Source organism: Kitasatospora sp. NPDC048545, from assembly GCF_040651155.1.
Lineage (GTDB): Bacteria > Actinomycetota > Actinomycetes > Streptomycetales > Streptomycetaceae > Kitasatospora.
The window spans coordinates 1-17,061 of record NZ_JBEZIQ010000102.1 but is presented as its reverse complement, the minus strand read 5'-3'; the positions used below and the strand labels follow the sequence as shown (position 1 = coordinate 17,061).

Here is a 17,061-nt window from a genome sequence, read left to right as displayed (position 1 = left end):
GCGGTGAGGACGCGCAGCCAGCGCTGTCCCAGGACTTCCACCGACGACCGGTCGAACAACTCGGCCGCGAAGACGATCCGCACCGCCAGCCCGTCCGGAGTGTCGGTGGACGTGTACCGCTCGCGGACCTCGAAGGCGAGGTCGAAGTTGGCCGTCGGGTCCCCGGCGGTCGACAACTCGACCTCCACGCCCGGCAGTTCAAGGCGTGCCTCGACGGTGTTCTGCAGGGTGAGGATGACCTGGAAGAGCGGGTGGCGGGCCATCGAGCGTACGGGTGCAAGCTCTTCGACCAGGCGCTCGAAGGGCACGTCCTGGTGGGCGAACGCCCCGAGTCCGGTCTCCCGGACGCGGCTCAGCAGTTCGCTGAAGGTGGGGTTGCCGGTGAGGTCGGTGCGCAGCACCAGGGTGTTGGCGAAGAAGCCGACGAGGTCGTCCAGTGCTTCGTCGGTGCGTCCGGCGATGGGTGTGCCGATCGGGATGTCCTGCCCGGCGCCGAGCCGGGAGAGCAGCACCGCCAGCGCCGCCTGGAGCAGCATGAAGGGCGTGACGCCCTCCTTCCGGGCGAGCTCCAGCAGGTTGGTGTGGAGCTCGGCGGGGACGGTCAGCTCGACGTCGCCGCCCCGGTGTGAGGCGACGGCCGGACGCGGACGGTCGAACGGCAGCGTCAGCTCCTCCGGCAGCTCGGCCAGCGCCTCCCGCCAGTACCCCAACTGCCCCGCCAGCAGGCCCTCGGGGTCCTCCTCCGACCCCAGCAGCTCGCGCTGCCAGAGCGTGTAGTCCGCGTACTGCACCGGCAACGGCGACCACGCGGGCGAGCCGCCCCGCACCCGCGCCGCGTACGCGGTGGACAGGTCCCGCCCGAGGGGTCCGAAGGACCAGCCGTCGCCAGCGATGTGATGAAGCGTCAGAACAAGGACGTGCTGCTCGGGTGCCAGGGCGAACAGGGCTGCCCGCAGCGGCGGTTCCGTCGCCAGGTCGAAGGGCCGTCCCGCCGACCGGTTCACGGCGACGGCCAGCTCCTCCTCCCCGTCGACCGGTTCGACGGTGAGCTCGAACGGGACCGACTCGATCGGCAGTACCCGCTGCACGGGTTCGCCGTCGACCGGGGAGTAGACGGTCCGCAGCACCTCGTGCCGCTCCATCACGTCACGCAGGGCCGCGGCCAGGGCATCCGGCTCCAGCGCGCCCGAAAGGCGCAGCGCCGCAGGGATGTTGTAACCGGAGCTCGTCCCCTCCAGCTGTCCGAGGAACCAGAGCCGCTGCTGGGCGTAGGAGAGCGGCACCGGCGCGGGCCGCTCCTCGACGGCCACCACGGGCGGCCGCAGCGTCGCGCCGCGGTCGAGCCGGCGCGCCAGTGCGGCGGGCGTCGGCGCCTCGAAGAGGGTGCGCAGCGGGAGTTCGACCCCGAGGGCGGACCGCACCCGGCTGCCGAGACGGGTGGCGAGGAGCGAGTGGCCGCCCAGGTCGAAGAAGCCGTCCTCGACGCCGACCGAGGGCAGGCCGAGGACCTCGGCGAAGAGCGCGCAGAGGATCTCCTCGGACAGGTTCTCCGCCGCCCGGCCGGCGCCGGCGCCCGCGGCGGCGTAGTCCGGGGCGGGCAGGGCCTTGCGGTCGAGCTTGCCGTTGGCGGTCAGCGGCAGGGACTCCAGCACCACCACGGCCGACGGCACCATGTACTCCGGCAGCCGCTCGGCCGCCGCCGCCCGGGCCAGGGCGGGCAGCGCGGCCATGTCCGCGTCGTGCTCCGCCACCAGGTACCCGACGAGCCGGTGGTCGCCGGGGGCATCCTCGCGCACCGATACGGCGGCCTGGGCGACTCCCGGGTAGGACGCCAAGGCGGCCTGGACCTCGCCGAGTTCGATGCGGAAGCCGCGGATCTTGACCTGGTCGTCGGCGCGGCCCAGGAACTCCAGCTCACCGTCGGCGGTCCAGCGGACCACGTCGCCGGTGCGGTACATCCTCCCTCCTTGCCCGCCACCGGGCAGGAGGGGCCCACCTCCTTGCCCGCCACCGGGCAGGAGGGGCCCACCCTCGGGCTCGAAGGGGCAGGCCACGAAGCGTTCGGCGGTCAGCCCGGGGCGGCCGAGGTAGCCGCGGGCCAGGCCGTTGCCCGCCAGGTAGAGGTCGCCGGCCACACCGGCCGGAACCGGGCGCAGAGCCTCATCGAGCACGTAGGCCCGGGTGTTGTCGATGGGCCGCCCGATGGGCAGGACCTCGCCGTGCTCGTCGCCGACCTCGTGGGCGGTGGACCAGATGGTGGTCTCGGTGGGGCCGTAGAGGTTGGTCACACCGCCCGTGCGGGCGGTCAGGGTCCGGGCCAGCCCGCTGTCCAGCGCCTCGCCGCCGACCAACGCCCGGAGACCGGCCAATGCGTCACCGGCCGAGGGCGCGTCGGCCGACGAGCCGTCGAGCGACGCGGCTTCGGCGGTCAGCGCGTGCCAGAGGCTCGGCGTGGCCTGCATCGCGGTCGCCCCGCTCGCCGTCAGCAGGTCCCGCAGCGCACGCGGGTCCCGGACGGTCTCGCGGGGGGCCAGCACCACCCGGGCGCCGTTGAGCAGGGGCAGGTAGAGCTCCAGCGCGGCGATGTCGAAGGCGACCGTGGTCACCGCGAGCAGCCGGTCCGCGGGGCCGAACGCGAAGCGGCGCTGCATCGCGGCCAGGAAGTTGACCAGTGCCTCGACCGGCACGACGACGCCCTTGGGTCGTCCGGTGGAGCCGGAGGTGTGGATCACGTACGCCGGGTGGCCGGGCAGAACGGCGACGCCCGGGTCGGCGTCGTCGGAGGTGAAGCCGGCGGAGGTGAAGTCGTCGGAGGTGGCGGGCTCGATCCGGTCCACCGGCACCACGGGGATCCCGTCGGCCGGCACCGCCGCCGCGGTGGCCCCGGAGGCCAGCACGACGACCGGCCGGGCGTCCGCCAGGGTGTAGGCGATGCGGTCGGCGGGGTAGTCGGGGTCGATGGGCAGGTAGGCGCCGCCGGCCTTGAGGACGGCGAGCAGGGCGACCACCAGGTCGGCGGAGCGTTCCAGGCAGACCGCGACCAGCGCCTCCGGTCCGACGCCGCGCCGGATCAGCAGGTGTGCCAGCCGGTTGGCGCGGGTGTTGAGCTCCCGGTAGGTGAGTTCGTGGCCGCCGCTGACCAGCGCGACCGCCTCGGGTGTCCGGGCGACCTGGGCTTCGAACAGCGTGGGCAGGGTGGCCGACGGCGGCTCGACGGCGGTGTCGTTCCAGTCGGTCAGGACCTGTTGCCGCTCGGCCGTGTCGAGCAGTTCGACCTCGTGCAGCGGCTGGGCGCCGTCGGCGGCGGCGAGGGCGGCGAGGTAGTGCTGGAAGCGGCGGCAGTGGGCGGCGATCTCCTCCGGCCGGTAGAGCGCCGGGTTGGCGTCGACGACGAGACCGGCGCCGTCGCCGGTCTGCCGGTCGTAGATCAGGATGTTGAGGTCCTCGACGGGGCCGCTGCTGAGGTTGTGGGTGGTGCTCGGGTGGCCGCCGAAGGTGAGGTTGTAGTCGAAGGACTGGATGTTGACGGTGGGGCCGAACAGCTGCCCGCTCGACGCGACCAGGCCGAGGTCGCGCCGGATCTCCTCGTAGCGGTAACGCTGGTGCCGCAGGGCCTCGCGGGCGGCGCGGCTGGTCTTCTTGATGAGCGCGGAGAGCGGTTCCTGCGGGTCGACGGCCAGGCGCAGCGGCACCACGTTGTTGACGACGCCCGGGGTGGTCCGGGCGACCTCGCCGGACCGGGCGGCGACCGGGAAGCCGAGGACGACGTCGCCGCTGCCGGTCACCCGGGAGGTGTAGGCGGCCGCGGCGGCGAGCACCAGGACGGTCCAGCTGACCCCGAGCCGGCGCGCGGAGGTGCGCAGCGTGGCCATGTACTCGGGGTCCAGCCGGAGTGCGTGGCGCAGGTGGGTGTGCGAGGCCGGGGCGAACCGGCCGGCGAAGTTGACGGCGGTCGGGCGGTCGGCGAGCCGGTCCTGCCAGTACTGGCGGTCCGCCTCGAACTGGGCGGAGGCGCGGTACTCGGCCTCGACCTCCACCAGCCGCGCGAACGGCGGGATGCCGCTCTCGTCGGGCAGGGTCCGGCCCTCCGCCCAGGTGCTGTAGACCTCCGCGACCCGGGCGGCGAAGAGCGGGCCGCTGTGGCCGTCGCCCATCGCGTGGTGGGCGCGCAGGGACCAGATGTGGTGGTCGGCGGCCAGCCGGATCAGCGCGAAGGCGCAGGCGGGGCCGGTCTCCAGGTCGTAGGGGCGGAGGTACTCGGTGCGCATCCAGCGCACCGCCGCCTCCCACGGGTCGGTCTCGGCGCTGACGTCGACGGGGACGAACCGCCAGGCGGGGTCGGGTTCGACGAACTGGCGGAGCTCCTGGCCGCCGGGCACCAGCCGCAGGCGCAGCGTCTCGCAGTCGAGGACGGCCCGGTGGAGGGCGCGCTCGAACAGCCCGGGGTCGACCGGCCCGTGGATCTCCACGTACTCGTGGACCTGGTAGGCGGGGCTGGCCGGGTCCAGCTGCTGCGCGAACCACATTCCGGCCTGGCCGGAAAGCAGGGGCAGGTACTCGGGCTGCGAAGGCGACATCTGCTGGGACTCCGGTTCGTCTGGGGGTCGCGCCGGGCCGTCGGCCCGTGGGTTCCACCGCGGCCCGGCCGGGCGGCCGGGGACGCACGTGTCTGACCGCCCCGCGGCGCCGGTGCGCGCCTGGGGCGGTGTGGGTCTCGGGGGTCGGGGGCGGTCAGCGCCCGGTCGGGTGCGCCGGCGCCGGGGAGGAAGCCGGGGTGTCGGCCCGGGAGGTGGCCCGGGAGGTGGCCGGGTGCGCCGTCACAGGGACAGTGAGTCGAGCAGCATGGCCGCGGTGACCGCCGGATCGTCCTCGGCCCCGACGAGCGAGGCGTTCGGGAGGTGGGTGCCGCCGTCGCGCTCCGCTCGGGCCCGACGCCGGCCGCCGCCGGTGATGTTGAGCAGGATCCGCGCGTCACGCGGGATCCGCCGCTCGGTGACCGCGCGTCGCAGGCAGGCCACCGCCACGGCGGCGGCCGGCTCGATGTCGATGCCCTCGGTCTCCTCGAACAGCGCGGCCGCGGCGAGGGCCTCCGGGGTGTCGGCCAGCAGGACCTCGCCCGAGGTGTCGGCCAACAGGTCGGCGACGCCGCCGTGGACCCCGAACGGAGGTGTGGCGTTGACGAGTTCGGGGGCGTGGACGTCGATGCACGACAGCGTGACCGCGGCCGGGGAGGGAGCCGGCTCCGGCAGCGGAGCCGCGGCCTGATCCGGGAGTCCTCCGGAGAGGGCGGCGGTCCGGCCGCGCCAGAGCCGGTGCAGCGGGGCGAACCCGGTGTTCTGGCAGAGCAGGGTGCGCGGCGGGGTGCCGCCCGTGGTGGCGGCGATCCGGCGGGCCGCCTCGTGCGCGGCGATCGCGCCGGTACCGCTGCCGACGGCCTGGACGTAGTAGTCGGGCAGTCGGCCGAGCCGCTCGTACGCGGCCAGCATGACGACGCCGAGGCCGTCGCGGCGGGCGACGTTGCGGACCCCGCCCTCGGGGAAGAAGGGCGTGCCGGTGGCCAGGATGCCCTGGCCGTAGGTGATCGCGTCGTTGTAGCCGCCGCCCTTGACGGCGACGATCCGCACCCGCGGTCCGGTGCCGGAGAGCGCCAGCCCGGGCAGGGCGCGTTCGGGGACCACCAGTACGCAGGGGAAGTCGAACTGCTCGGTGGCCCGGACGAAGGCCGCCGCGGTGTTCCCGGCGGACGCGACGACCATGACGCCCGCGTCCTGCGGGACCCGTCCCAGGACGGCGAAGGCCTCCAGTTCCTTGAAGGTCCCGGAGTCCATGCGGCAGTCGCGTTCCGGCCAGTAGCCGCTGAAGGCCGTCCAGAGGTCGCTCAGCCCCAGGGCGGCGCCGAGTCCGCGACTTCGGTGCACGGCAGGCAGGCTCGCCCCGGGGACCTCGCGGACGACCGGGAGCCAGCCGCGGTAGCGGAAGGGGCCGGGTGCCGCCGGGGTGACGGCGATCGCGTCGGCCAGTGAGCCGGCGGTGTACTCGGTCCGTAGCAGTGAATTGTCGCGGCACTCCGGGCAGGCCGAAATCAGCCCGTCGTCCCCGAATCGTAAGCCGCATCGAGTGCAGACAACCGTGTAGTGCCCGCCGTGCTCCATGGCTTTCCCCCGTTGCCACCGGCCGCAGCCGGTACTGCCAGCTGAATGTGTTCGCGCGGGCCGGAAACTACTGTTCCATGGCCGAAATGAGACTCTTCGGGCGCATGTCGGTCCAGGAGTTCTCGATGTAGTCCAGGCACTCCTGGCGCCCGGCCTCGCCGAACACCTGCTGCCACCCGGCCGGAATTTCCGTGAAGACGGGCCAGAGCGAATGCTGGCCCTCGTCGTTCACCAGAACCAGGTAGTTGGCCTCGGGGTCCTCGAAGGGATTCGTCACCGCGTCACCTTTTCTCGCATAGCCGGTTGGCCGGCTGGACATATGCGGACGTGGCGGAGGTGGATCCCCTGTTCCGGACGGACCTGCCCCCGCCCGGTCCGTGTTCCAGTCTTACTCATCCGGGCCCGAAAGGGGAAGTGTGGATTGATGTCGGGAGGTGTGAACGGAATGTGCAGGTGCTTCTGCTGTCGCCGCTGCCCCGGCGCGCCGGTCGGCCGGTGCTGATCCCGTGCGAAATGTCGCGAAATATGGAGGAAATGAGCTCCGCGGCCGGGTCGGGTGGACCTGCCGTGCGCTCGCAGCGGGAGTGAAGTCCCGTACCCCGGTGGGAGTGCGGCGGCGAAGAAACCCCGCCGACCGGATGATCGGACGGGCACGGATCGTCTGGCAGACTTCTACCCCATGAGGTTACCGACCGACGGCCATGCATCCGGTGCCGAGAACAACTCCCGTTCCCGTGACGCAAGTTCCGTTCATGCCGGAGGGAATTCACCCGACGGTCCGGGGAGCGGGCCGGAGGGCCCGGCCGTCGGCGGAGCGGTGCCGGGCGGCGCACGCGCCCTGCGTGACCGGATCGCCGCCCGGCGGCTGCGTCCGGTCCGGCCGCGCCTCCGGTTCGAGCTGGTGCTCATCGGGATCGGCTACTGGGTCTACAACCTGGTCCGCAACGCGGTGCCGCAGCACGCCGAGACCGCGAAGGCCCACACGAGCCTCGTGTGGGACCTGGAGCGGAGCCTCGGCCTGGCCTTCGAACGCTCGGTCAATCACGGCCTGGATGCGGTGACCTGGGCGATCGTCGGCATGAACTACTACTACGCCACACTGCACTTCGTCATCACCATCGCCGTGCTGGTCTGGCTCTACCGCAGCCACCCCGGCCGGTACCCGGCGGTCCGTACGGCGCTGGCCGGTGCCACCGGCATCGCCCTGGTCGGCTACTACGTCTTCCCGATGGCCCCGCCGCGGATGCTGCCCGGCTTCATCGACACGGTGACGGTGCACCACACCTGGGGTTCGCTGGCCTCGGGCGCGGGAGCGACCATCTCCAACCAGTACGCGGCGATGCCCTCGATGCACTTCGGTTGGGCGCTGTGGTGCGGGCTGACGGTGTTCTTCCTGTCCGGACGGGCCTGGCTGCGGGCGCTGGGCCTGCTGTACCCGCTGTTCACCCTGACCGTGATCATCGCCACCGCGAACCACCTCTGGCTGGACGCGGCGGGCGGGGCGGTCTGCCTGGGCGTGGGCTTCGTCGCGGCCCGGCTGCTCTTCCACCGCTGGGCGTACCAGTTCCCGCGGATCCCGGCCTCCTGGCCGGCCGCCGGGCCGCGCGTGGCCGGGCAGGGGCCCGTCCAGGGCGAGGCTGCCGCCCGCCGCCGGTAGCCCGGACCGCAGACGGGCCGGTGATGCCCGGGCCGGCGGCCGAACCCGACCACCACAGCGGGCAGCCGGGCCGGTCAGCCGATCGGCACCACCGGACCTGTCGGACCTGTCGGACCTGTCGGACCTGTCGGCACAGGCAAGAACAGGTCGGCCCGCGCCGGCCCGACCGCCGCCGGCCCGACCGCCGCCGGCGTCGCCGACCCCGGCGGATCACCCCCGCTCGCGGTCCACCAGGTCGGACGGGTCGGTGTTGGCGCCACAGAGGAGGACGGCGACGCGCTCGCCGTCGGCCCGGTCGACCGCGGCGAGGGCGGTGGAGGCCGCGAACTCGACGGCGATCCGGCGCTCCTCCCACAGCCGCCGGCGGGCGCGCACGATGGCCTCGTCGTCCACCAGGACGGAGCGCACGCCCCCGTGCCCGGCGGCGGTGACGGCCAGCGCGGTGGCGCGGCGTGCGCCGAGCGCGTCCTGGGCCACCGAGTCGACCGGGACGTCCACCGGGCGGCCGGCCGCCAGCGCGGCGTTCAGGGCGCGGCTGCCGGTCGGCTCGACCGCGAGCACCCGGACGCCGTGCTCGCGCGCCGCCACGGCCACACCGGCCAAGAGCCCACCGCCGCCCACCGACACCACCACGGTGTCCAGCCCGGGCACCCGGTCGTGGATCTCCGCCAGGACGGTCCCCGCGCCGGCGGCGATCAGCGGGTGGTCGTACGCGTGCGAGGCCAGCGCCCCGCTGTCGGCGGCGAACTCCTCGCACGCGGCCAGCGCCTCCGCGTACTCCCGGCCGGCCAGCCGCACCTGCGCGCCGTAGGAGCGCAGCCGGGCCAGCTTCACCGGGGAGGCGGTCTCCGGCAGGAACACCGTCGCCCGGACGCCGAGTTCGCGCGCCGCCCAGGCGCAGGCGAGCCCGGCGTTGCCGCCCGAGGCGATGGTGACCCCGGTGTCCGGGAGGGTGCCCGCCTCGGCGTGCGCGAGCAGGAAGTTCTGCGCACCGCGCGCCTTGAAGCTGCCGGTGTGCTGCAGGAACTCCAGTGCCAACCAGGTCCGTCCGCCGTCGTCCCCCGGCGCCATCGCGACCGGGCGCACCCGCCCGGCGATCCGCCGCGCGGCAGCCTCGACCTCGTCGTACGTCAGCTGGTCCATCGCGTTCTGCTCCTTCGCCGGTGGGGCGTCGACAGGGCGTTCCGTCCGGGGCCGACGGTACGTCGCGCGGCCGGACGGGCGGAAGATCACGGCACCGGAGGCGTACCCTGGCCCCGTGCGTCATGTGATCCTCCCCCCGCCGCCCCGCTAGCGGGCGGCCCACTCCACCCACCCCGGCCCTGCGGGACTCCGCCGGCAGCCGGGGCGATGACCGCCGCCCGCGCACCCCGCGGACCCGAACCGGCCATTCATCGTGGAGTACTGACGCATGTCCTCGTACGCCGCCGTGCCCTTCCGGCACGGCCTGTTGTCCATTTCCGCCGCCGCCGTCGCCTGGGGCGCGGGCGGAGCAGTGGCCGCGCTGCTGATGCGCACCAGCGGCCTCGGCCCGGTGGCCGTCTCCTGCTGGCGCTTCGGCGTCGCGGCGCTCTGCCTGGCCCTGCTGCCGACCGGTGGGCGCCGGGCCGGGAGCGGCACCTCCAGGCCCGGCGCCGCCGTGCTGACCGGGCTCGGCCTGGCGATCAGCCAGTGCGCCTACTTCGGCTCCGTGCACTACGCGGGCCTGGGGCTGGGCACCCTGATCACCATCGGCGCCGGGCCGGTGCTCACCAGCCTCGGCGCACACGTGCTGCTCGGCGAGCGGCTCACCCGTCGCGCGCTCGCCGCCGTTGCCCTGGCCCTCGCCGGGCTGGTCCTGCTGGTCGCCGCCCCGGCGACCGGCCCGCGCCCGGCGCTGGGCGCGGCCCTGGCCGTCGTCGCGGGCGCGGGGCAGAGCGGCCTCACCCTCTGGGCGCGGGGCGGCGGCTCGGCCCGGGCCGGCACCGGAGCCTTCACCACCGGGCTGCTCTGCCTGCTCCCGTTCGCTGCTGTCCAGGGCGTGCTGCCGACGGCCGGGGACCCGGTGTCGACCGGCGCCGCGCTGCTGTTCCTCGGCACGGTGCCCACGCTGTTCGCCTACGGCTGGTACTTCACCGGGCTGACCGCCGTGCCGGGCGCGACGGCGGCGGTCCTGGTGCTGCTGGAGCCGGCCACGGCGGCGGTGATCGGCGTGCTGTTCCTGGGCGAGCCCGTCACGGCGGGCCTGTTGGCGGGCTCGACGCTGTTGCTCGGGGCGATCGCGGCCCTGGCCCGGGCGTAGCGCGCCCGGGCGGGGTGGCCGGGGGTGCGGGGCCGGTCCGGTCGGCCGACCACCCGGCCGGGCGCCCTGTGGTCGCAGCGGGCGGGCGGGCGTGCTGGGGTGGTCCGCATGAACAGCTCACGCCTTGCCCGGGTGGCCGCCACGACCGCGTCCGTCGTCCTGCTCACCGCCGCCGGTGCCGCGGCCGCCGCCGCTGTTCCGGCGGCGGCGACCGGGCTCCGGGACGTCACCGCCGAGCAGTGCCGGGACGCGGGCGGGCACGTCGAGGGCAGCGGCTACTGCGCCGACGCCGTCGGCGACGACGCCTGGGGCCAGCCCATCGACTACCAGGCGATCAACCCGGACCCGCGCCCCGGCGAGGAGTGAGCACCCGGCCCCGGTGGCCGCACGGCCGGGCGTGCCTCACGGCACCGGCCGCAGGGTCACCGGGGCCGGGGTGAGGGTGCGCAGGACCAGGTCGATGCGGACCTTCGCGGCGCCCGCGCGGTGCAGGGCCGCGGCGACGGTCCGTAACTCCTCCGGGCCGGTGCAGGCGAGCCGGAGCTCCAGGTCGGCGTCTCCGGCGAGGGCGAGGCCGCTCCGGACGGCCGGGAACTCGGCGGCGAGCCGGTCGAAGTCGAGCGGGACCGGGCCGTGGCTGATCCGGGCGATCGCGTGCAGCGACCGGGCCGGCCGCCGGTGGTCCTCGGGGCCCAGGCCGCCCGGGACGAGCTGGAGTGGGGCGGTCACCGGTGCTGGAGCTGTGCGGTCGGGGCCGGGGCGGGCGGCGCGGCGGGGGTGGCGACGGGCGGGGCGACCAGCCTCGGGTCCAGGACCAGGGCGTCCACCCTGAGCGGGGCGGTGAGGTCGCGCAGGGCGGGTTCGGCGAGCTCGGTGTGCGCCTGGTCCGGACCGAGGAGGGCGGCGAGGGCCTCGGGGCTGGAGAATCCGACCGCGCAGCGGCGACCGTCGCGCAGGCGGAACAGGCGGAGTGCGGTGGTGCTGCCGGTACCGAAGGTGCTGCCGGTGTCGGTGGTGGTGACCGGTACGTGCCAGACGCTGGCCATGCGGTGCTCCCGGGTGGGTGGTGGTGCCTGCCGTAACTGCTCCCTCGACGCTAGGTCGGCCCGCCCCGGGCGTCGCCGGTCCTGACGCGGCGTTGACCGAATGGGGTGGTGCGTTGACGCACTCCTGACGTTCGGCTCACCCGGGTGGACCACACCCACGCGCCGGCGGCGCTCCGGTTGCCCCCCGTCCCGGCTCGGACGACCGTGGATTCCGGCCCTCGACGCGGCCGCGGGGCGCCCCCCGGGGGACCGGCGCGCGCTACGGGGCGGGGGGAGGTGGAGCGAGGGGCCCGTGACGAGATATCTTGACGTCAAGACGTTGGAGACCTGAAGCGGAGTACCGATGACTGACTCGACCATCATCTATACGCACACCGACGAGGCTCCGGCCCTGGCGACCTACTCGTTCCTGCCGGTTGTCCAGGCGTACGCCTCGACCGCGGGTGTGCGGGTGGAGACCCGCGACATCTCCCTGGCCGGGCGGATCATCGCGAGCTTCCCGGAGCGTCTGACCGAGGCGCAGCGGATCGGCGACGCCCTCGCCGAGCTGGGCGAGCTGGCCAAGACCCCGAGCGCCAACATCATCAAGCTGCCGAACGTCTCGGCCTCCGTGCCGCAGCTGAAGGCCGCTGTCGCCGAGCTGCAGGCCCAGGGCTACGCCCTGCCGGACTACCCCGACGACCCGCAGACCGACGAGGACAAGGACGTCCGCGCCCGGTACGACAAGATCAAGGGCAGCGCCGTCAACCCGGTCCTGCGCGAGGGCAACTCGGACCGCCGCGCGCCGCAGTCGGTCAAGAACTACGCCAAGACCCACCCGCACCGCATGGGTGCCTGGACCGCGGAGTCCAAGACCAACGTCGCCACCATGGGCGAGAACGACTTCCGGTCCACCGAGAAGTCCGCCGTGGTCGAGGCCGACGGTGCCCTGCGCATCGAGCTGGTCGGCGAGGACGGCACCACCACGGTGCTGCGCGAGAAGGTCCCGGTGCTGGCCGGCGAGGTCGTCGACGCCTCCGTGATGCGCGCCGCCGCCCTGAACGAGTTCCTGGCCGCCCAGGTGGCCCGTGCCAAGGCCGAGGGCGTGCTGTTCTCGGTGCACCTCAAGGCGACCATGATGAAGGTCTCCGACCCGATCGTGTTCGGCCACGTCGTGCGCGCCTTCTTCCCGAAGACCTTCGCCGCCCACGGCGAGGCGCTGACCGCCGCCGGTCTGAACCCGAACAACGGCCTCGGCGGCATCCTGGCCGGCCTGGACGCGCTGCCGAACGGCGCCGAGGTCAAGGCCTCCTTCGAGGCCGAGCTGGCCGAGGGCCCGGCCCTGGCCATGGTCGACTCCGACAAGGGCATCACCAACCTGCACGTGCCGAGCGACGTCATCGTCGACGCCTCGATGCCGGCCATGATCCGCACCTCCGGCCACATGTGGGGCCCGGACGGCCAGGAGGCCGACACCCTCGCCGTGCTGCCGGACAGCAGCTACTCCGGCGTGTACCAGGCCGTCATCGACGACTGCCGCGCCAACGGCGCCCTCGACCCGGCCACCATCGGCTCGGTGCCGAACGTCGGCCTGATGGCCCAGAAGGCCGAGGAGTACGGCTCCCACGACAAGACCTTCGAGATCGAGGCCGCCGGCACCGTCCGCCTGGTCGACGCCGCGGGCAACGTGGTGCTGGAGCAGGCCGTCCAGCCCGGCGACATCTTCCGCGCCTGCCAGACCAAGGACCTGCCGATCCAGGACTGGGTCAAGCTGGCCGTCTCCCGCGCCCGCGCCACCGGCGACCCGGCGGTGTTCTGGCTGGACGAGACCCGTGCCCACGACGCGGTGCTGATCGAGAAGGTCAAGCGCTACCTGCCGGAGCACGACACCACCGGCCTGCAGATCGAGATCAAGTCCCCGGTCGAGGCCACCACGTTCTCGCTGGAGCGCATCCGCCGTGGCGAGAACACCATCTCGGTGACCGGCAACGTGCTGCGTGACTACCTGACCGACCTGTTCCCGATCCTGGAGCTGGGCACCAGCGCCAAGATGCTGTCGGTCGTCCCGCTGATGGCGGGCGGCGGCCTGTTCGAGACCGGCGCCGGCGGCTCCGCCCCGAAGCACGTCCAGCAGCTCGTCAAGGAGAACTACCTGCGCTGGGACAGCCTGGGCGAGTTCTTCGCGCTGGCCGCCAGCTTCGAGCACCTGGCCACCACCACCGGCAACGCCCGCGCCCAGGTGCTGGCCGACACCCTGGACCGGGCCACCGGAACCTTCCTCAACGAGGACAAGTCGCCGAGCCGCCGCCTCGGTGGCATCGACAACCGCGGCAGCCACTTCTACCTGGCCACCTACTGGGCCCAGGAGCTGGCCGAGCAGACCGCGGACGCCGAGCTGGCCCAGGCCTTCGCCGGCCTGGCCGAGGCGCTGACCGCGCAGGAGCAGACCATCGTCGACGAGCTGATCGCCGTCCAGGGCTCGCCGGTCGACCTCGGTGGCTACTACCAGCCGGACCCGGCCAAGGCCGCGGCCGTGATGCGCCCGTCGAAGACCTTCAACGAGGCGCTCGCCAACCTCGGCTGAACCCGGCCGGTCCGAACCGGGCCGACCGAGCCGACGTGCAGCACCGGGAGGCCCCCGGGTCCGTGAGAGCGGACCCGGGGGCCTCCCCGCGTTCCGCCCGGGTCGCCGGTCCTCGGGTCCGGCCCCGGTCCCCGGCCGTGCGGCGGCGGGCCGGTTCAGACCCGGCCGAGCATGGCCAGCGCGGTGCCGACGGCCTCGCGCACCAGCAGGTACGGGCCGTGCGCCAGCGGTCCGTCCGCGCCGAGCACGTCGCCGCGCGCGCCGGCCCGGCGGGCGGCGAGCGCGGAGCGGACGGTGTGGAAGCCGCTGGTGACCACCGTGCACCGGTAGCCGGGGCGCTCGGCGGCCATCAGGGCGGCGCTGAATCGGAGGTTCTCGGCGGTGTTGGCGGCCCGCTCCTCGCGCCGGATCCGCTCGGCCGGGACGCCCCGGGCGGTCAGGTAGCGGGCCATCGCGGCGGCCTCGGTGCACTGCTCGTGCGGGCCCTTGCCGCCGGTCACCAGGACCAGCGGGGCGTACCCGGCGGCCTCCTCGGCGGCCAGGCGCGCCAGCGCGGCGTCCAGCCGGGCCGCCAGCGTGGGCCCGGGCTCGCAGCCGTCCAGTGCGGCGCCCAGGACGACCAGGTAGTCGGAGCCGACCGGTGCGGGCCGGCGGCGCTGGTGCAGGGCCAGGCCGAGGAAGCCGAGCAGCCAGAGCAGGAGGTACCCGCAGAGCAGGGCGGCGACGATCAGCAGGGCGCGCATATCCGTTCGAACGTGTACGGCGGAACCACCGTTCCGGCCCCCGCCGCGGTCCTTGCCGACTCGGGCCCGGGCCCCGCCCCGCCTCCGGAACGGCGGAACCCCCGTTCCGGTGCCGGAACGAGGGTTCCCGGGAACGAGGGTTCCGGATAGGGGGCGTACTCAGCCGGACTCAGCCGGTCTCGGCGGCCGGTGCGCCCGGGGCGGCCACCGGAGCGGCCGCGGGGGCGATCGGGGCGGTGCCCGCCCCCGGGGTGCGGTCGCGCTTGTGGAGCGAGGCCAGGTAGGCGTTGTACGCCTCCAGCTCGGCGTCGCCGGAGCGCTCCTCGGCACGGTCGCGGCGACGGGCCTGCCGCTGCTCGGAGCCCATCCACTGGTAGACCAGGGCGATCAGCACGATCGCGGTCGGGATCTCGCCGAACGCCCAGGTGATGCCGCCCGCCAGCTTCTGGTCCTCCAGCAGGTCCGTCCCGGGCGGCGATCCCTCCGGGGTGAAGGTGGTGACCAGCGGGTGGCTCGCCATCATCACCGCCACGCCGAAGAAGGCGTGGAACGGCATCCCCATGAACAGTTCGATGATCCGCATCACGTGGCCGGGGCGGTGCGGGCCCGGGTCCACGCCCATGATCGGCCAGAAGAAGGCCAGCCCGGTGAACAGGAAGTGGACCATCATGAAGATGTGCCCGAGGCGGTACTGCATCAGGAAGTCGAACGCCGGGGTGAAGTAGACCCCGTAGAGGCTCGCGATGAACATCGGGATGGTGAACGCCGGGTGCGAGATGATCCGGACGTACCGGCTGTGCAGCAGCGCCACCAGCAGCTCGCGCGGCCCGCGCGGGCGGCCCTTGCCGGCCGGGCGCAGCGCCCGCAGCGCCAGCGTGATCGGGGCGCCGAGCAGCAGCAGGATCGGCGTCAGCATGGAGAGCACCATGTGCTGGATCATGTGCGCGCTGAACAGCACCATGCCGTAGTCGTTCAGCCCGCTGCAGGTCACCAGCAGCAGGGTGCCGACGCCGGCCGCCCAGGCGACCATCCGGCCGACCGGCCAGCGGTCGCCGCGCCGGTACAGCCGGACCACGCCCGCCGCGTAGAGCCCCAGGACGACCAGCCCGCCGAGCAGGAAGAACCAGTCCGGGGACCAGGTCCACACGTTGGAGAGGGTGAACGGGCCTAGCTGGGTCATCCCGCCGTGGTGGTGCATGCCTGACATTCCGTCGCCCATCGGCGGGTCCTGCTTTCCGTCCTCGTGGTCCCCGCTGGGGGTCCGGTTCGCCCGTTTTGCTTGGCATACAGCCTAGGTGGGCCTTACTTCGGGCCGTGCCCCCACCCCCTCCGTACGGCTCCCTCCCCGGCGGGCGGCCCGCTGGCTAGACTGACCGGCCGGTCGGCAGGGAGGCCCGGACATGGCGACGGAACCACGAACGGCGACGGAACCGCCGACGGCGGCGGAGCGGGGAGCGACGGGGGTGAACACGGTCGCGCTGACCGGAGCGACCGGCTTCATCGGCTCCGGGGTCCTGGCGGCCCTCACGGCCCGCGGCGCACGGGTGCGCGCGCTGGCCCGCCGGGTGCCGGAGACCGCCGGCCCCGGCACCACCTGGGTGCCGGGCGACCTCGCCGACGGCACGGGGCTGGCGGAGCTGTGCGAGGGCGCCGCCGTGCTGGTCCACCTGGCCTCCCGGGTCTCCGGCGGCGCCGAGGAGTGCGAGGCGGCGAACGTCCGCGGTACGGCCGCGCTGATGGCGGCCGCCACCCGCGCCGGGGTGCACCGGATCGTCCACCTGTCGACGACGGCGGTGTACGGCGAGGGCCCGCACGCGGGCATCGGGGTGGACGAGGTGCCGCCCGCCCCGCTGTCCGAGGCCAGCCGCACCCGGCTGCTCGGCGAGCGGCACGCCCTGGACGCCGGCGCGCACGTGCTGCGCCCCGGCCTGGTGACCGGGACGGGCGACCGCTGGGTGGTGCCCGCGATGGCGGAGCTGGTCCGCCGGGTGCCGGTCCGCTGGGCGGGCGGCGAGGCCCGGCTCTCGGTCGTGGACCGCACCGACCTGGCCCGGCTGGTCACGGCGCTCGCCCTGGACGCCCACGGCGCCCCGGCCGGCGTCCACCACGCCTCCCACCCGGACCCGGTCCGTGTCGGCGACCTGCTGGCCGCGCTGGCCTCGCTCGGCCTGCTGACGGCCCCGGACGGCCCGGCCGTGCCCTGGGAGGAGTGCCGGCGGCTGTTGGCCGCCGCACCCGGCCGGGTCTCGGAGCGCCAGTTCTCGCTGGTCGCCCGTGACCACTGGTACCGCAGCGGGGCCGTCTGGCGCCTCGCCGCCTGCCCGCCCGGCCCCGGCCCGCTCGCCCGCCTCCCGGAGGCCGCCGGGTGGTACCGCACGGCGCTCGGGGGCAGCGGCTAACTGCGCTCCCCGCCGCCGGGCCGCGCGTTCTCGCTGCGCCGCCCGGCGGCGAGGACGTCGACGCCGCACGGGCGGCCGCAGCCTTCGAACCGGTCGGCGGCCTGCCCTGTCAGGCCGCCCCCCCGGCCCGGTTGTCGGGGGGGTATAGGTCCGGCCCCCCGGGGGTGCCCGATACGCCCTGCGCGCCGGGCCCCCCGGGGGGGGGGGGTCGGTAAACGGG

The 17,061-nt window shown here is 74.5% G+C and carries 13 protein-coding genes; 5 read left to right on the top strand and 8 right to left on the bottom strand.

Features of this window, described 5'->3' with window-relative positions; all coding sequences use genetic code 11:
* From AB0D10_RS44655 to AB0D10_RS44645, 3 genes are all read right to left on the bottom strand, one after another.
* Window positions 1–4,577: amino acid adenylation domain-containing protein (locus AB0D10_RS44655; protein WP_360268345.1), on the bottom strand; the 4,577-nt coding region annotated here is incomplete at its 3' end.
* 240 nt (window positions 4,578–4,817) lie between these two features.
* Window positions 4,818–6,152, bottom strand: a complete 1,335-nt coding sequence (locus AB0D10_RS44650) for a cysteate synthase (RefSeq protein ID WP_360268342.1) — start codon at window positions 6,150–6,152, stop codon at window positions 4,818–4,820.
* Window positions 6,153–6,219: 67 nt separating this feature from the next.
* The gene (locus AB0D10_RS44645; RefSeq protein WP_360268339.1) at window positions 6,220–6,429 is read right to left on the bottom strand and encodes an MbtH family protein; all 210 of its coding nucleotides are present in this window, start codon (window positions 6,427–6,429) and stop codon (window positions 6,220–6,222) included.
* Window positions 6,430–6,969: 540 nt separating this feature from the next.
* On the opposite strand from AB0D10_RS44645, the gene AB0D10_RS44640 reads away from it, so the two are divergent.
* Window positions 6,970–7,809: a phosphatase PAP2 family protein gene (locus AB0D10_RS44640; RefSeq protein ID WP_360268337.1), complete on the top strand. Its 840-nt coding sequence runs from the start codon at window positions 6,970–6,972 to the stop codon at window positions 7,807–7,809.
* Between the two features lie 210 nt (window positions 7,810–8,019).
* On the opposite strand, the gene AB0D10_RS44635 is transcribed toward AB0D10_RS44640, so the two are convergent.
* Window positions 8,020–8,952 carry a serine/threonine dehydratase gene (locus AB0D10_RS44635; protein ID WP_360268335.1) on the bottom strand — a complete coding sequence of 311 codons (933 nt, stop codon included), beginning with the start codon at window positions 8,950–8,952 and terminating at the stop codon, window positions 8,020–8,022.
* Between the two features lie 268 nt (window positions 8,953–9,220).
* Between AB0D10_RS44635 and AB0D10_RS44630 the strand changes: the two genes are divergently transcribed.
* Window positions 9,221–10,090 carry a DMT family transporter gene (locus tag AB0D10_RS44630; RefSeq protein ID WP_360268332.1) on the top strand — a complete coding sequence of 290 codons (870 nt, stop codon included), beginning with the start codon at window positions 9,221–9,223 and terminating at the stop codon, window positions 10,088–10,090.
* 108 nt (window positions 10,091–10,198) lie between these two features.
* On the top strand, window positions 10,199–10,456 hold the full coding sequence (locus tag AB0D10_RS44625; RefSeq protein WP_360268329.1) for a hypothetical protein: 258 nt from the start codon (window positions 10,199–10,201) through the stop codon (window positions 10,454–10,456).
* A 36-nt stretch (window positions 10,457–10,492) separates the two neighbouring features.
* Here AB0D10_RS44625 and AB0D10_RS44620 read toward each other — a convergent pair whose 3' ends face one another.
* Both AB0D10_RS44620 and AB0D10_RS44615 read right to left on the bottom strand, forming a co-directional pair.
* Window positions 10,493–10,819 carry a hypothetical protein gene (locus AB0D10_RS44620; protein WP_360268326.1) on the bottom strand — a complete coding sequence of 109 codons (327 nt, stop codon included), beginning with the start codon at window positions 10,817–10,819 and terminating at the stop codon, window positions 10,493–10,495.
* Complete coding sequence (locus AB0D10_RS44615; RefSeq protein ID WP_360268323.1) at window positions 10,816–11,136, bottom strand: SAV_915 family protein; 321 nt, start codon at window positions 11,134–11,136, stop codon at window positions 10,816–10,818. The genes AB0D10_RS44620 and AB0D10_RS44615 overlap by 4 nt, the downstream gene beginning before the upstream one ends.
* A gap of 343 nt (window positions 11,137–11,479) precedes the next feature.
* Here AB0D10_RS44615 and AB0D10_RS44610 point away from each other — a divergent pair, with 343 nt between their 5' ends.
* Window positions 11,480–13,699 (top strand): NADP-dependent isocitrate dehydrogenase, encoded by a 2,220-nt coding sequence (locus tag AB0D10_RS44610; RefSeq protein WP_360268320.1) that lies wholly within the window; start codon window positions 11,480–11,482, stop codon window positions 13,697–13,699.
* 155 nt (window positions 13,700–13,854) lie between these two features.
* Here the strand turns inward: AB0D10_RS44610 and AB0D10_RS44605 are convergent, their stop codons facing one another.
* Window positions 13,855–14,442 carry a YdcF family protein gene (locus AB0D10_RS44605; protein ID WP_360268317.1) on the bottom strand — a complete coding sequence of 196 codons (588 nt, stop codon included), beginning with the start codon at window positions 14,440–14,442 and terminating at the stop codon, window positions 13,855–13,857.
* Window positions 14,443–14,611: 169 nt separating this feature from the next.
* Window positions 14,612–15,640, bottom strand: coding sequence for a cytochrome c oxidase assembly protein (locus tag AB0D10_RS44600; protein WP_360268348.1), 1,029 nt, complete (start codon window positions 15,638–15,640; stop codon window positions 14,612–14,614).
* 265 nt (window positions 15,641–15,905) lie between these two features.
* Between AB0D10_RS44600 and AB0D10_RS44595 the strand changes: the two genes are divergently transcribed.
* On the top strand, window positions 15,906–16,841 hold the full coding sequence (locus AB0D10_RS44595) for an NAD(P)-dependent oxidoreductase (protein ID WP_360268314.1): 936 nt from the start codon (window positions 15,906–15,908) through the stop codon (window positions 16,839–16,841).
* Window positions 16,842–17,061: the final 220 nt, after the last annotated feature.

Coding starts and splice junctions, on each gene's coding strand:
- AB0D10_RS44650 (WP_360268342.1), bottom strand. CDS start 6,152: ATGGAGCACGGCGGGCACTACACGGTTGTCTGCACTCGATGCGGCTTA.
- AB0D10_RS44635 (WP_360268335.1), bottom strand. CDS start 8,952: ATGGACCAGCTGACGTACGACGAGGTCGAGGCTGCCGCGCGGCGGATC.
- AB0D10_RS44630 (WP_360268332.1), top strand. CDS start 9,221: ATGTCCTCGTACGCCGCCGTGCCCTTCCGGCACGGCCTGTTGTCCATT.
- AB0D10_RS44625 (WP_360268329.1), top strand. CDS start 10,199: ATGAACAGCTCACGCCTTGCCCGGGTGGCCGCCACGACCGCGTCCGTC.
- AB0D10_RS44615 (WP_360268323.1), bottom strand. CDS start 11,136: ATGGCCAGCGTCTGGCACGTACCGGTCACCACCACCGACACCGGCAGC.
- AB0D10_RS44610 (WP_360268320.1), top strand. CDS start 11,480: ATGACTGACTCGACCATCATCTATACGCACACCGACGAGGCTCCGGCC.
- AB0D10_RS44605 (WP_360268317.1), bottom strand. CDS start 14,442: ATGCGCGCCCTGCTGATCGTCGCCGCCCTGCTCTGCGGGTACCTCCTG.
- AB0D10_RS44600 (WP_360268348.1), bottom strand. CDS start 15,640: ATGCACCACCACGGCGGGATGACCCAGCTAGGCCCGTTCACCCTCTCC.